This is a genomic window from Polyangiaceae bacterium (assembly GCA_020633205.1).
Classification (GTDB): Bacteria; Myxococcota_A; Polyangia; order Polyangiales; family Polyangiaceae; genus JAHBVY01.
The window spans coordinates 21,362-35,410 of the sequence record JACKEB010000025.1; the positions used below are offsets into that span (position 1 = coordinate 21,362).

11 protein-coding genes are annotated in these 14,049 nt (G+C 64.3%); 5 read left to right on the forward strand and 6 right to left on the reverse strand.

Annotated elements, in window-relative coordinates; translation table 11 throughout:
- Positions 1 to 846, reverse strand: coding sequence for an NmrA family transcriptional regulator (locus H6718_35390; GenBank protein MCB9590746.1), 846 nt, complete (start codon positions 844 to 846; stop codon positions 1 to 3).
- 93 nt (positions 847 to 939) lie between these two features.
- On the opposite strand from H6718_35390, the gene H6718_35395 reads away from it, so the two are divergent.
- From H6718_35395 to H6718_35405, 3 genes are all read left to right on the forward strand, one after another.
- The gene (locus tag H6718_35395) at positions 940 to 1,899 is read left to right on the forward strand and encodes a LysR family transcriptional regulator (protein ID MCB9590747.1); all 960 of its coding nucleotides are present in this window, start codon (positions 940 to 942) and stop codon (positions 1,897 to 1,899) included.
- Between the two features lie 120 nt (positions 1,900 to 2,019).
- Positions 2,020 to 3,252 carry a Na+/H+ antiporter NhaA gene (gene nhaA, locus H6718_35400; protein MCB9590748.1) on the forward strand — a complete coding sequence of 411 codons (1,233 nt, stop codon included), beginning with the start codon at positions 2,020 to 2,022 and terminating at the stop codon, positions 3,250 to 3,252.
- Positions 3,253 to 3,418: 166 nt separating this feature from the next.
- Complete coding sequence (locus H6718_35405) at positions 3,419 to 4,996, forward strand: response regulator (protein ID MCB9590749.1); 1,578 nt, start codon at positions 3,419 to 3,421, stop codon at positions 4,994 to 4,996.
- On the opposite strand, the gene H6718_35410 is transcribed toward H6718_35405, so the two are convergent.
- The 3 genes from H6718_35410 to H6718_35420 are packed head-to-tail and all read right to left on the reverse strand — an operon-like array spanning position 4,982 to position 10,490.
- Positions 4,982 to 8,068 carry an efflux RND transporter permease subunit gene (locus H6718_35410; protein ID MCB9590750.1) on the reverse strand — a complete coding sequence of 1,029 codons (3,087 nt, stop codon included), beginning with the start codon at positions 8,066 to 8,068 and terminating at the stop codon, positions 4,982 to 4,984. The genes H6718_35405 and H6718_35410 overlap by 15 nt on opposite strands.
- 2 nt (positions 8,069 to 8,070) lie before the next feature.
- Positions 8,071 to 9,195, reverse strand: a complete 1,125-nt coding sequence (locus tag H6718_35415) for an efflux RND transporter periplasmic adaptor subunit (protein ID MCB9590751.1) — start codon at positions 9,193 to 9,195, stop codon at positions 8,071 to 8,073.
- Positions 9,192 to 10,490, reverse strand: a complete 1,299-nt coding sequence (locus H6718_35420) for a TolC family protein (protein ID MCB9590752.1) — start codon at positions 10,488 to 10,490, stop codon at positions 9,192 to 9,194. The genes H6718_35415 and H6718_35420 overlap by 4 nt, the downstream gene beginning before the upstream one ends.
- A gap of 163 nt (positions 10,491 to 10,653) precedes the next feature.
- Between H6718_35420 and H6718_35425 the strand changes: the two genes are divergently transcribed.
- Both H6718_35425 and H6718_35430 read left to right on the forward strand, forming a co-directional pair.
- On the forward strand, positions 10,654 to 11,619 hold the full coding sequence (locus H6718_35425; GenBank protein ID MCB9590753.1) for a HAMP domain-containing histidine kinase: 966 nt from the start codon (positions 10,654 to 10,656) through the stop codon (positions 11,617 to 11,619).
- Positions 11,616 to 12,209, forward strand: a complete 594-nt coding sequence (locus H6718_35430) for a response regulator transcription factor (protein MCB9590754.1) — start codon at positions 11,616 to 11,618, stop codon at positions 12,207 to 12,209. The genes H6718_35425 and H6718_35430 overlap by 4 nt, the downstream gene beginning before the upstream one ends.
- A gap of 26 nt (positions 12,210 to 12,235) precedes the next feature.
- Here H6718_35430 and H6718_35435 read toward each other — a convergent pair whose 3' ends face one another.
- Together H6718_35435 and H6718_35440 are read right to left on the reverse strand one after the other, a co-directional pair.
- Complete coding sequence (locus H6718_35435) at positions 12,236 to 13,258, reverse strand: endonuclease/exonuclease/phosphatase family protein (GenBank protein ID MCB9590755.1); 1,023 nt, start codon at positions 13,256 to 13,258, stop codon at positions 12,236 to 12,238.
- The gene (locus H6718_35440) at positions 13,255 to 14,037 is read right to left on the reverse strand and encodes an AAC(3) family N-acetyltransferase (protein ID MCB9590756.1); all 783 of its coding nucleotides are present in this window, start codon (positions 14,035 to 14,037) and stop codon (positions 13,255 to 13,257) included. Before H6718_35440 ends, H6718_35435 begins: the two co-directional genes overlap by 4 nt.
- Between the last annotated feature and the right edge of the window lie 12 nt (positions 14,038 to 14,049).

Below are 14,049 nucleotides of genomic sequence, written 5' to 3' on the forward strand. Positions count from 1 at the left end.
TTACTCCGCAGCCTCGCCGCGCCAGACTCCGCGCGCAGCAGTCTCTTTCGCGAAAGCGGAAAAGTCACGCGCTTGGCGGCCAAGCAAACGTTGCACGTCGGGGGTGGTCTGCGCGTTGCGTCCATCCAGTACGCGGTTGAACAGGGCGGCTAGCCACTCACCAAGATCCTTAGGGAAATATTCCGCCAGATCGCTCGCGTACTCTGCCACGCTCACCGCCTGGTAGCGGAGGGGCGTGCCCGAGGCGCTGCTGATTTCTCTCGCTGCATCCGCGAAGCCCAGCAGTCGCGGCCCCGTGAGTTCATAGGTGGCGGCGTCATGACCAGGTTGACTCAGTGCAACAATCGCGCAGTCTGCGATGTCACGCGTGTCGATGAAGGGCTCTCGCACTTCGCCGGCGGGCATACGCACCGTCCCTGAGAGCACTGCTGGGAGCAGCGCGCCGTCGCTGAAGTTTTGATTGAACCAGGAGCAGCGCAGAATGGTCCACGCCGCTCCAGACTCCCGGACAGCGCGCTCTGCTGGCTCGCACTCAGGTTCACCCCGCCCCGAGAGCAGCACGATGCGCCGCGTGCCCTGGGCCACGGCGATTCGCACCAGCTCGGCGATCTGTGGCGCGGCTGTGGGCAGCGCTAGGTCCGGCGCGTAGCTGATGTAGAGCTGCTCTGCGTTCCCGACGACTTCTGGCCAGTTGCTGGGTGCGTTCCAGTCGAATGCGGGGTCTCCTTGGCGAGAAGTTACGCCGACGCTTTGCCCTATCGCTCTCAGCCCCTTCACCACCTCGGTTCCGGTCTTCCCGGTGCCACCAACCACCAGCGTCGTTACTTTGCGGAAATGCTGCGTCATGTCGAGTTCCTTTCAACGGGCAGTTCGTGTGTCGCCCAACCCGACTATGGTTGCTGCTTGTGCATGAGCCAAATGGCGTGCTCTCATGTGGTCATGAACGGGATTCATGCCCTGGCGGGAGTTGATCTCAACCTCTTCGTGGCGTTTCGCGCGCTAGCCAAGGAGCGCAGCGTGACTCGCGCGGCGGCGCAGCTTGGGGTCACGCAATCTGCCATGAGTCACACGCTGCGTCGCCTGCGCGACTTGGCCGGGGACCCGCTACTGGTGAAAGGAGCCGCGGGCATGGAGCTCACGCCCCGCGCAGAGACGCTGCTGGTTCCCGTTGAGAGCGCACTCCTGCTCCTCGAGCGTGGGCTCTCGGAACCTCGGTTCGTGCCGGGGAGGACTCGGCGCAGGTTTCGCCTCGCGACTCCTGATCTGTTCGATGCCCTCGCCATCCCTGCGTTGCTCGAGCGGGTTAGGGGGGAGGCCCCGCAGGTTTCGGTTCAAGTGATTCCGGTGCAAACACCGCAGCTCTCGCAGCGCTTGGAGACCGGCGAAGTGGATGTCGCTGTGATGCCGCGGGCAGAGACACTGCTAGCCAGCGACTCGCAGTCCGGGTTGATGCGGCGGACGCTGTTTCGCGACGGTTACGCATGCTTTATCCGTAGGGATCATCCAGTGGTGGCGGGACGTACTCGTCCGAAGCTCACGCTCGACCGCTACCTTTCGGTGTCCCACGCGTTGATCACACCCAGCGGCGAGGGCCCCGGTGTCATGGACCTCGCGCTGGAGGAGCGCGGCCTCGAACGTCACGTGGCCTTGCGCTTGCCCACGTTTCACACCGCCCTCGGCATCGTGGAGCAGACAGACTTGATCCTCACCGCGCCGAGTGCGCTGGCCACGCTCTGCGGGCCGCGGCTATTGGTGTTGCCAACGCCGCTGACATTGCCTGAGCACAGCGTGGACTTGCTCTGGCACTCGCGGTTCTCCGCTGATGCTGCGAGTTCTTGGTTCCGGGAGCGAGTGGGTGAGGTTGCGGCAGGGATCCAGCGGAAGATCACCCGTCGCTAGGCGACGCTTCTGCACGCGCCAAGACATGTCGAGTATAGCGACATGTTGTGTCGAATATATCGTCCTTGCCTACATGTGGGCTGCGCCCTAGGTTTTGATGCGGGGGGCGGAGAGGACGAGATGAAGAAACTCCTAGGTGGCTTGTTGTTGGTGGGCGCGACTCTCGCGGCGCTTGTGTTCGAGAACACGGCGTTGCGCGAGACGTATCAAAGCCTGCTCCAGGCCAAGTTGGGAGTTGGGGCGGGAGCGTGGAGCCTAGAGAAGCCTGCGCTGTTGTGGATCAACGACGGCCTGATGGCGGTCTTCTTCCTGCTCATCGCCCTTGAGATCAAACACGAGGCGAAGGCCGGTCAGCTGAGGCAGCTGTCCCAGGTCCTCTTGCCAGCGCTTGCTGCCGTGGGCGGTATCGCCGTGCCGGCGCTGATCTACCTGGGGGTTACCCGAGGCACGCCGGGCGCCGAGAGCGGATGGGCGATCCCCAGCGCAACGGACATCGCGTTCTCCCTCGCGGTGCTCGGTATGTTCGGCTCTCGAGTGCCGCGCTCACTGACGACATTCTTGATGACCCTTGCGGTGTTCGACGACATCGCCGCGATCCTGATCATCGCGCTCTTTTACTCTGCGAAGCTGAACCTGGGCGCGTTGGCGCTCGCCGGGCTCTTCACGGGCGCGCTCGTCTTGCTCAATCGCGGGGGTGTGCGCCGGCTGTGGCCCTACTTGGCCGTGGGGCTGATGCTGTGGGTTGCCGTCCTGAAGTCAGGGATCCACGCGACCATCGCTGGCGTCATAGTCGGCCTATTGATTCCGTACGGAGCGGTTGGTGACGGCGCCGTCGGCAGCTCGGAGCGTTCCCCGGTGAAGACGCTGGAGCACGCGCTGCACCCATGGGTCATGCTCGGTGTGCTGCCCATCTTTGCCTTCGCGAATGCTGGGGTGTCGTTCCGAGGGGTGTCCCTCGAAGGTCTAGCGACGCCAACGGCATTGGGAGTTGGACTAGGCTTGGCAGTTGGAAAGGTGGTCGGGATCTTTCCGATCTGCTGGCTCGCGTTACGTAGGGGTTGGGTTCCGAAGCTGGAAGGGGCGGGGACGGGCGGCTTGCTTGGCGTGAGCCTGCTCGCTGGCATCGGCTTCACGATGAGCATCTTCATCGGTAGCCTGGCGTTCGGCGCAAACCCTGCGCACCTCGAATCCATGCGTGTGGGTGTCATCGCCGGTTCGCTGCTATCTGCGCTGGTTGGCGCCGGTCTGCTTACATTCGCGCTGCCGCGCGGCAAAGAAGCACGCGATAAAGGCGCGGCGCCGGATGGCTTGGGAAACGGAGGTGGGGATCGCGCCGGCGCAGCGCCTGCCTGAGGTGTCGACAAGCGACGCCCCTGTCGCATCTTGAGACGGCTACCTGCGGTTTGAGACGGCTACACGGCGTTCGCCAAGCTTGGGAGAACCTGCAGCTTTTGTAGCCTAGGAATTGCTTCGGAGGGAATCGCGACCCTCGCGCTGGTGTGGCAGAATCAGAGCTGTCATGGGGGACTCGATGCTGGGCGCTGCTGCGGGGAGCGCCGACTTGATCGCGCTCGAAGTACTGGAGAGCTTGCACGAGGGGTGTCAGGTAATCGGCTTCGACTTCCGCTACCTCTACGTGAACGAGGCGGTGATCGCGCAGGGCAAGACCAGTCGCGAGGAACTCCTCGGGCGCACGATGATGGAGTGCTATCCAGGCATCGAGCAGACGCCGATGTTCGAAGCGCTTCGAGAGACGCTGAGCGATCGGCGCGAGCAGCGCATGGTGAATGAGTTTGAGTATCCGGACGGATCCAACGGCTGGTTCGAACTTCGCTTCGTGCCGGTCCCCAAGGGGGTTTGCATTCTGTCCCTCGACGTCACTGCCCAGAAGGCTCGCGAGCGGGAGCTGGCGGAGCTGGAGGAACAGCTGCGGCAGTCACAAAAGATGGAGGCGATAGGTCGCCTCGCTGGTGGCGTCGCCCACGACTTCAACAATCTACTGTCTGTCGTGCTGAGCTGCGCTGAGCTGCTCTACATGGACCTCCCGGCGGACGACCCGCTGCGTGCAGATGTCGACGAGATACGCCTGGCCGGGCAGCGGGCTACTGAGCTTACGCGACAACTACTCACCTTCAGTCGCCGTCGCGTGCTCGAGCCCAAGGTGCTCAACTTGAACGAAGTCATCGGTGGTTCCGAGCGGATGCTAGCTCGGCTGCTGGGGGCTGATATCGAACTCACATGCCTGCATGAACCGGACGTAGGCCGTGTCGTCGCGGATCCGGGAACCGTGGACCAGGTGTTGATGAACCTGGCTGTCAACGCTCGGGACGCGATGCCGAACGGTGGGCAACTAACAATCGAGACACGTGCCGTCTACCTGGACGATGAGTACGCTCGCATGCACCTCGACGCGCGACCTGGGCACTACGTCATGCTCGCGGTGAGCGACACCGGTCACGGGATGGATCGTGAGACGCAGCTCAGAGTGTTCGAGCCGTTTTTTACGACCAAGGAGCAAGGCAAGGGCACGGGCCTCGGCCTGTCGACGGTCTTCGGTATCGTCAAGCAGAACGCCGGGCACATCTGGCTGTACAGCGAGCCAGGGGTGGGTACGACATTCAAGATTTATTTCCCGGAGGTAACGCAGGTGGCGGACCGCCCGCCGCTCGCGAAGGCCCCCGAATCCAGCCGGGGCAACGAGACCATCTTACTCGTAGAGGACGACGAGCAGGTGCGCCAAGTCGCTCAAACCATCCTCCAGCGCGGCGGCTACCAGGTGCTGGTGGCGTCCAACGCGGGCGAAGCGATGATCCTCTCGGAGCAGCACAAGGGCAAGATCCACTTACTGCTAACTGACCTGGTACTCCCACGCGTCGGAGGAAGAGAGCTCGCGCAGCGACTCCAGGCGGCTCGTCCAGGTCTCCAGGTGCTCTTTATGTCGGGCTACACCGACGACAGCGTGACTGTGCATCAGCTCCTCGAGTTGGATGCAGCCTACTTGCAGAAGCCCCTCACCCCCCGCGCCCTCAAGAACCGGGTGAGGGAAGTGCTAAGCGGCGCTGAACCGGAGTCCGCTCGCACTTCAGGCGCCGCCTGAGCTTGCTGCACCGTCGTCGACGTCTCCACCGAAGCGCGCGAAGAGCGCGGGCAATGCGAGCAGCGTCGCGAGCGTGGCCGTCACCAGGCCGCCGATGACTACCGTCGCCAGGGGGCGCTGGACCTCCGAGCCAGTTCCAGTTGCGAGCGCCATGGGAACGAAGCCCAGGGCCGCGACCAGCGCGGTCGTGACTACTGGGCGCAAGCGTTCACGTGCTGCGTTCAGGCTCGCGGTCGCGCGCGTCTCGCCATTCTGCTGACGTTGCCTCGCGGCAGCAAGCAAGACGACTCCGTTGAGCGTAGCCACGCCAAACAACGCGAGGAAGCCGACTGCGGCGCTGATGGAGAGGTCCAGCCCTCTCAGCGCGAGCGCGAACACGCCACCCGTGGCTGCGGCGGGAACGTTCACGAAGATCAACAGAGCGGGTCGGATGGAACCGAACGCCATGTAGAGCAGAACCAGGATCGCCAGCAGCGTGGCTGGGACAATCAGTGCTAGGCGCTCAGTGGCTCGCGCCAGGTTCTCGTACTCGCCGCCGTATTCGATGTAGTACCCCGGCGGGAGCTTCACTTGCTTGACGCGCTGCTGCAGCTCCCTAACGAAGCTAGCGAGGTCACGTCCTCTGACGTTGGCTTCGATCACGACGCGGCGTCTCGCTTGCTCCCGGCTGACCTGAGCGGGGCCGCTGGTCTCGCGGATGTCTACGACGTCGCCGAGGAGCACAGTGCGTCCGTCATCCAAAGGGATGCGTAGCCGACTGAGCGGAGAGGGGTCCGCGGCTGGGGCTTTGCTCATGCGGACGACGACATCGAACCGTCGCTCACCTTCCAGTAGCTTTCCTACGGGGGTCCCCATGCGCAGCGCTTCGACGAACGTCTCGACTTCTTCGGGGCGTACACCCAGGCGGCTCATTTTGGCGCTGTTGGGGCGCATGGTGATCATACGCAGGCCACTGATCGGTTCGGTTCTCACGTCGGCCGCGCCGGGGGTCGCGGAAATCACCGCGCTGAGTTGTTCAGCGAGCGTACGTAACATCACCAGATCATCGCCGAACAGCTTCACGCCCACGTCAGAGCGCACTCCGCCGATCAGCTCGTCCACCCGCATTTCGATGGGTTGGGTGAAACCGAACGCCGCCCCTGGCAACGCTTTTCGCAGCGCGGGTTCGAACACCGTAGCGAAACCCGCGGCGTTGTCCGCGCTCTGCCACTCCTTGCGCGGCTTGAGCATCACCAGGACGTCGCTTTGCTCGACGCCCATCACGTCCGTCGCGACGTCGGGACTACCCGTGCGCGACACGACTCTTTCAACCTCGGGGAAACGCGCCAAGGTTTGCTCTACGGTTGTGGTGCCGCGAACTGCTTCCTCCAGGGAAACGCTCGGCGGGCGCGTGATCTGGATGGCGAGGTCGCCTTCTTCGAGGCGAGGGACGAACTCCGCTCCACGGGTGCTTCCAACTGCGATACCCGCGACCAGCAGCACGCCGAGCGCGGAGGCGGAGAGGCGCCAGCGCGGGGTCACGAACGCGGCGACGGGTGCGTAGAGGGCACTGAGCTTGCGCGCCAACCAAGGCTCCTTGTCGTGGGCGTGCTTCAAGAGCAGCCCGCCGATTGCCGGCACCCAGGTGAAAGTAAGGATCAACGCCGTCCCAATGGCGAACAGCACCGTCAAAGCCATGGGACGGAACATCTTGCCCTCCACGCCTTCGAGCAGCAGCACGGGCACGTAGACGATCGCGATGATCAACACCGCCATGGTCACTGGTCGTCCGACTTCACTCGCGGTGGCTCCCATGGCTGCTCGACCCGAAAGTTTTCGGGCGGCCATGGTTGCGAGGGCGCCCTCTACGACGACGACTGCACCATCGACGACCAAACCAAAGTCGATCGCGCCCAAGCTGAGCAGGTTGCCGCTGACGCCCGTGGCGTACATCAAGGCGAAGGCGCCGAGCATGCTGAGTGGGATTACGCTAGCCACAAGCAGGCCCGCGCGGAGATCTCCCAGCATCAAGAGCAGCACCAGGGCGACGACTAGACCGCCCTCGAGCAAGCTCTTCTTCACGGTGCCGAGCACGTCGTCCACGAACGCCGCTCGATCGTAAAACGGCTCTAGTTTCACACCGTCTGGCAAAGTGGGTTCGATCTCCGCGAGTCGCTGCTTGACCCGCGCGACTACGTCGTGAGCGTTGCCGCCGGCGACCATTTGCACCATCGCGTAGACGGTCTCGCCCTGACCGTCGGCGGTGGCAGCGCTGAAGCGTGGCGCAGCACCGTCCTTCACGTCGGCGACGTCCGATACGAGGACGGACGGGCCGCCGGCTACCGGCGACTTGACGACCAAGCTGCCGACGTCGGACGCCTGACGAAAGGAGCCATCGAGTCGCACGAATGTGCCCTCCTCGCGGCGCTCGATTGAGCCTGCACTGACGTTGTTCCCACCAGCGAGCACAGCGTCCTGCACTTGCCGCGGCGACACGCCTACCGTGAAGAGATCAGGCTCGCGCAGCTGGACTTCGATCTGCCGTTCATCGCCTCCCCAGGGGTTTACCTCTACGACCCCCGGCACCGATCGCAGGCGGTAGGCGATGTCCCATTCTAGTAGGGTACGGATTTCCGCGGGGGAATGGCCGGGCCAGCTGATTGTGAAATGATAGACTTCGCCCAGGCCGGTCGTCAGTGGTCCGAGCTCCGGTCGACCCGCAGACCGCGGGATCGACTCACGCGCTCCAGCGAGCCGCTGCGCCACGAGCTCGCGTGCTTTTTCGACGTTCATCCCGTCATCGAAGACCAGCGTCACCGCGCTCACACCTGCGCGGGACACCGAGCGCACGCGATCCACCCCGGGAATGCCCGTCATTGCGAGTTCCACGGGCTGCGTGACGAGGCGTTCGACCTCTGTTGGCGATAGGCCTGGAGCCGAAGTCAGCACCTGAACCTGGACGTTGGTGACGTCAGGGACAGCGTCGATCGGAAGGCGACTGTAGCTGCGGATCCCCACAGCGATCAGCACCACGACGCCCAGGATTGCGAGCAGCGGGTTGTCGATGACGAAGCGTGCGGCTTTTCCGATCATGCTCACTCCATGCTCGAACGCATCCACTCGCCCTTGAGTAGAATTGTCCCGCGCACCGCTACGCGGTGTGTCTCGTCGGGGCCTTTGATCAAGAAGGCCGTGGTCTCACTGAATCGATCCACGATCACGGGTTCGACCTCGAACTCGCCGGGTGACTTGCCCTGCACGAACACGACTGGCGTCCCATCGAGATCGACGACGGCGTCGCGAGGAAGCGCGAGCGGCTTCTTGGCGTCTCCGGTTGCTTTGTGAAGCTGCACGTTCAGGCTCTGGCCCGCGAGGTCCAGTTTGCAGTCGCTCGGCGCGAGCCATACCGCAACGGCGTGCCGCCCGGGTTCCACCTGGGTACTTCGGAACAGGACCTTGGCGCTGCAAATCTTGCCGTCGGGAAATAGAAGAGATGCCGTCGTGCCCTTCTCCACGCCGCCTACGTCGCGTTCGAGCACCTCGGCCCTCACCAAGAGCTTCGTCGGATCGACGATGCGGAAGAGGCGCTCCCCGCCTTCTACGCGTGTGCCAAGCTCCGCGTTTCGCTGGGCGATGACTCCAGCTATTGGCGCTCGTACTTGGACCCGTGCGCCGCTCGCTCCGTAGGCCCCGAGAAGCAGGCGCGCGGCGCGTTCCTCTGCCCGCAGTCCTGCGAGATCGGCTTGGGCTTGCTCCAGCTCGACCGCGGTCGTCGCCTGGCGAGCGATCAACTTCTCCTCTCGCGCCAATGCGCGTTCAGCCCGGCTTCGCTGGGAACGCGCTTTGGCTAGCTCCCCGGCGACTCGGGCTGCGTCGGGTGCGTTGAGCTCGGCGAGGAGTTGCCCTTGCTTCACGCGGTCTCCTTCGCGCACCAAGAGCCGCTGCACGGTAGATGAGACCAAAGCTCCGACGTCAGCGGCTCCGTCGAGATCCGGGGTGACGGTGCCCGTGGCGCGGATCTCGTCAACGGCGTTGCGGCGTTCTACCGGCGCCACGCTGATGCGTCCTTGTTCGACCAGGCTGGGATCGACGCGTACGGTGCGCGGGGACGAGGTACTTTCCGCTGCGGCTGGTTCCTCGATCTGGGTTTCTTTCTGGCCACACGCGAGCGCGAGGAGTGCGCTAACGATGCCCATCGAGGCTGCTCGCTGCCAAGTCATCGTGCCCCCTTTCGGGCAGGTTGGAATTCCGCTCCTGGTAGGCGCCCGGTGATCGCCAAGAGTTTGAGTTCGGTCGCGCGCGCGTCAGCTGCGGCAAGCAGCCAGCGTTCCTTCGCGTCCGTCAGGTTCCGCTGCGCGATGTTGACCTCCTGGATGTTTGATTTCCCCAGGGAATATTTGAGGAGCGCCTCCTCTTCGGCGACCTTCGCGGGACCCACCGCGTCTTTCGCGAGCGCGTCGCGGGTACGCCGCGCGTGCGCACGCTCGTGCACCAGCAGGTGTACCTCTCGCCGCAAGCTACGGCGGACTCGAGCGTATTCGGCGCGGGCGAGGGCCGCGCTTTTTTCGTGCTCTGCCGTTTCGACCGCGCGGGGATTCACGAGTGGCAGCGGGATGCTGACGCGCCCGAGTAGCACCCAATCCCCGTTCGCCTCACGGGTAACTGACGGGCCTAACGACAGGCTGGGTGCACCCTCGGCTTGCGACTGCGATGCGGCTGCGCGCGCGGCGTGGGCCTCTGCAGCAAGGCGTCGCAACTCGGGTGACTGAGTGAGGCTGGCGAATGCGGAAGACTCCTTGATATCGGGACCGTCGGCGTCGAGACGACCGACGCTGAGGAGGGACTTTTCTTCGTCGGCGCCCATAGCGTACGCGAGTTCGAGGTCGGCGCTGAAACGCATGCCTTCCGCGTCGAGCACCGATGCCTTGGCCGCGCCGTGGATCGAGCGTGAGAGCGCGCGCTCGCCCAGCGTTGCGGCCCCCTCGGCGAAGCGAGACTCGGTGATCTTGATCAGCCGCTGCGTCGACTTGACGCTTTCCTTGCGGATCTTCAAGAGCTCGGCAGCGGTGCGCGCATCGACCCAGGCGAGGCCCGCGGTGAGTGCTGCTTGAAGCTCAGCGCTACGCAGCATGAATCTTGCTGCGACGGCGCGCGCGTCCGCAGCCCGCTCGCGGGACGCCCCAACTCCGGCCAGCGGGACGTCCTGCCAAAGTCCGACGCTCACGTCGAGGCCCTGGTCTGCGCCCCAGCGCGGGCCAGCAGACAGCTCGAGGCGCGGGTTGGTGGTTAGCGGTTGGCGGCTCGCTCGCCTTGTCCGCTCCGACGCGCGCTGGCCTTCCCGGGCTGGCCCAAGCTCAGGAGATGCCTGGGCCGCTTGACGGGTCGCGTATTCCAGGCTGACCCGCAGCGGACTCGTCGACGCCGCGTGAACCTCTTGAGCCGCGGCTTGCTGAGCGAAGCCGCCACTCAAGGCCAAGCCCGCCAAGACCAGGGCACGTTTGAACTGAACCGCCATGTCGCCGCAACTTGGGCTACGGCGGCGGATTGCACCATCCGACGAATGTCCGCGTCAGCCTGTCACCTTGACTTCGCCTCTGAAGAGGCAGGCGGGGGGATCCGTGGTCTGCGGTTTTGGCGGTGATCGTTGGTGCTGACCTGGGACATTCGTAGGATGGCTCGTGGCCGAATCTGCGAGCAGTACTATCGGGGTGCGCCAGGCGTCCAAGTCGAAGACCAGGTGGAGTTCAGTCGCATTCGGGGTGGGGCTTGGACTCTTGTACGCCGTGGTGTTGCGTTGGATCGACGCCTTGTGGCCGGCAGAGCACCCAAGCCACCTGCTGCTCGACTGGACGATTCCGACGGCGCTCGGGGTCGGTGTGGGCTTCGTGCTCGAGTTCGCCCGAAACCGCTCGGAAAAGTACCGCGCGGAACAACAAGCGCTGGAGAGTCTACGGGAGCGCTTGCGAGGCTCGGAGCGCGAACAAGCCGTCTGGGTACTGGTGTCTTCTCTGCTTCACGAGTTACGGAATCCGCTTCACACGGTCGGCCTGGCGTTGGAGGAGCTGCGAAAGTGCGAAGAGCCCGAGCGCCAGGAACGGCTGGTCGACCGCGCTGCGACCGCGGTGGAGCGCATGAACTCACGCTTCCGTGAGCTGGGGGCAATTGCAGACCAACCGCTGCACGACCTGAGCGCTTACGACCTGGGATCGCTGGTTCGGCAAACCGTCGAGCATTTCGATGCGCTAGCTCGCGGGGGAGGTGCGCGGGTGAGCTGTCGAGGCGAGCCTCATGTCACGCTCCGCGGGGACGAAGCCCTGGTGAGGACCGCGCTCGAGAATTTGGTATCGAACGCGGTGGACGCGGTCAGCGGTGTGCCCAATGGAGAGGTCGACGTGGAGGTGGTACGCTCAGATGATGCCGTACGGATTCGTGTCGCCGACAATGGGCCTGGGATCCCTGACGAGATGAGGTCCGAAATTTTCAAGCCACTTCGTTCTTCGAAGGCTCCCCAAAAAGGGCTCGGGCTTGGACTGCCGATCGCCCGTGGATTGGCGCGGGCAAGCGGTGGCGACGTGCGCCTGGAGCCTGTGCCAGCGGGTGCGTGCTTTCTGCTCGAGCTGCCGCTCGCCGCGGAGGGTGAATGAGACGTGAGCTGTTGTTCGTCGAGGACGAAGAGGCATCACGCTCCCTACTGGAGGATGCGCTGACCGCGCGCGGCCTCTCGGTTGCCGCGGTTGGGGACCGTCCATCGGCGCTCGAGCTGGCTCGCGGCGGCCGCTACTTCGACGCGCTGGTTACCGACGTCGTACTCGGTGACGATGAAGATGGCGGGCTTGAGTTGGTGGCCCAGCTGCGGGAGGCGGGCTTCAGCGCGCCGGTCGTCGTGATCACTGCTTTTGCCGACAAGCGACGCCTGAAACGCGCGCTGGAGCTTCGGGTCAGCTACCTGTTGGAGAAGCCGTTTTCCGCCGATCAACTGATCAGCGTGCTGAACCGGCTTTGGGATGAGACCAGCGATTTGACCCACTACGTGGATCAGGCGCTCAGCCGAGCGCGCCTCACCCCCAAAGAACGTGAAGTCGCGACCATGTTGCTGAAGGGACTATCCAACGAAGAGATCGCGCGCGTTCTGAACAACAGCGACAAGACGGTCCGCCAGCATTTGAGCTCCGTCTATCAGAAGGCGGGTGTCGCGAGTCGAGCGGAGTTCTTTCACTACGTGTTTCCAACCTAGTGCTTCGAGCCTCCGTGCGGCGAAGGTTACCGCCAGCGGAAGCTCGCGACGAGCATGCGGTGATCGCTGCCACCTGAAGAGGGGACGATGCTTGCGGACTCGGCGGCTAGCTGCTCCGTGTGGAAGATGAAGTCGATGCGGATTAGCCACTTCGGTACTGGAACCCCCGCCAGGCTCGGTCGGGAGCCCCCGACTTCAGGACCCGGATCCCCAGGGAACGTGTGCCCGAACCCGAACCCAGCTTCGGCCCAGCTGTCTTCCAGTCCTTGGCGAGCGATGGCGTAGGCGCGGGAGGTATCCGTTGCGTTGAAGTCGCCCGCCGCAATCACCGGTAGGTCCGCGCTCTTCGCGAAGTCTCGCAAGCGCTCGGCCTGGTGTTCACGTGCTTCCACCGCCCCAGTTCCCGATGCCGCGTGGAACTGAACGAAGTAGAGCTGGCGATCTGCGATGCGGACCTTCGCGACCATCGGTTTGCCGATCCAGCCGTATTCCTTGAGCAGCTCTGCGTCCACCGGCTCCATGGGCCAGCGGCTCAGCATTCCACTCCCTCGCACTCCGTCACGCGCGTCCAGTCGCCTATACGGATACACGCTCGCGAGTTCTCGCTCGATGCTCTCCGCCATCTCGAGGTTCAGCTCTTGCAGTGAGACGAAGTCGGCGTCCGCCACTCGCAGCTCGCGGATGGTTGCTTCCGTTGCGCGATTGAAGCCGAGGAGGTTGTAGGTTGCGACTCGCACCGCTGCGGGCTTGGGCGACTGCAGGCGCAGCGGCGAGAACAGCGCACCCCAGTGCCAAAGCCACACCACGCTCAGGATCGCACCACCAATCCACAGCTCCCGTCGTTTGGTCCACAGCGCAAGCCCCAGCAGTAGGGGGAGAGGAGCGAAGAAGTACAGCGCCAGGGAACTCGCGGCAAAGAACAGCGCCGATGCATCCCGGAGGAAAAGCTGGAACGCCAGCGCGAGCGCCATGCACGCGACGTACGCTTGCCCCAGCTCGACCAAGACACCTCTTACGCGTGCTCCGCGTGTAGCCTTCTGATCGCTCATGGCAGCTGTGCGACGCTCGCCCGCGCGGCATCGCACTCCGAGCACTCAGCACCGTGCTGACAGAGAAAGATCAAGGGATCGACCGCCAAGTGGCGGAGCGCCGTCGCGACGACGTCGCGTGCTCGGCTGAGTCGCGCGCTCGCGTACCCGACCTGACCCATGCGCTGAAGCCCCGCGGCGTCGAGCCATGAGTTGAGTTGCTTGAAGCCCTCGCAACAATGATCCGTTTCAGCGATCCATGCTTCGTGGGCGTCGTCGCCGGATCCCACGATGCACGGGTGCTCTACCGAGTAAGGGACTTGGGCGAGTGATTCCGCGAGGTGCAGTGTCGTGCTCTCCGAGTGATCGACACCTAAGAGGAGCACCCACCCATCCAATTCGTGCACGCGCCCGACCGGGCTGTCCTCGCCATGGGGTGGAGAGAGCGGTTGGGGCCGGCAAATGGACTCCGCTTGGGGCCCACGCGCGGCGAAGGAAGCGCCCGGATGGGTACTGCGGATGACGCCTGGACCGCGCCAGAACGTCTCCGCCGTGACGCCCATATCCAAGGTCGGCGTCGACGCCGGATCGAAAGGCGAATCTCCAGCCGTCATGCTCGGCATCACCAGTGTCCCCCGAGGGCCAATGGTCTCGCTGAGCGCTTCGATCAACGCGGCGGGGCCACCGCTTACGGGCCTTACCTTGCGGAACGACGTATGAACGAGCAGCACACAGCCTGGCTCGACGCCCAGCTCTGAGAGCTGAGCCTTGAGTTCCTGGATGCTTGTTGCCTCGGGCATCGACCCGACGCG

Bases quoted from the DNA above. Each gene is read 5' to 3' on its own strand.
- H6718_35395 (MCB9590747.1), top strand. From the start codon at position 940: ATGAACGGGATTCATGCCCTGGCGGGAGTTGATCTCAACCTCTTCGTG.
- H6718_35440 (MCB9590756.1), bottom strand. From the start codon at position 14,037: ATGCCCGAGGCAACAAGCATCCAGGAACTCAAGGCTCAGCTCTCAGAG.
- H6718_35435 (MCB9590755.1), bottom strand. From the start codon at position 13,258: ATGAGCGATCAGAAGGCTACACGCGGAGCACGCGTAAGAGGTGTCTTG.
- H6718_35410 (MCB9590750.1), bottom strand. From the start codon at position 8,068: ATGATCGGAAAAGCCGCACGCTTCGTCATCGACAACCCGCTGCTCGCA.
- nhaA (MCB9590748.1), top strand. From the start codon at position 2,020: ATGAAGAAACTCCTAGGTGGCTTGTTGTTGGTGGGCGCGACTCTCGCG.
- H6718_35430 (MCB9590754.1), top strand. From the start codon at position 11,616: ATGAGACGTGAGCTGTTGTTCGTCGAGGACGAAGAGGCATCACGCTCC.
- H6718_35420 (MCB9590752.1), bottom strand. From the start codon at position 10,490: ATGGCGGTTCAGTTCAAACGTGCCCTGGTCTTGGCGGGCTTGGCCTTG.
- H6718_35390 (MCB9590746.1), bottom strand. From the start codon at position 846: ATGACGCAGCATTTCCGCAAAGTAACGACGCTGGTGGTTGGTGGCACC.
- H6718_35405 (MCB9590749.1), top strand. From the start codon at position 3,419: ATGGGGGACTCGATGCTGGGCGCTGCTGCGGGGAGCGCCGACTTGATC.
- H6718_35415 (MCB9590751.1), bottom strand. From the start codon at position 9,195: ATGACTTGGCAGCGAGCAGCCTCGATGGGCATCGTTAGCGCACTCCTC.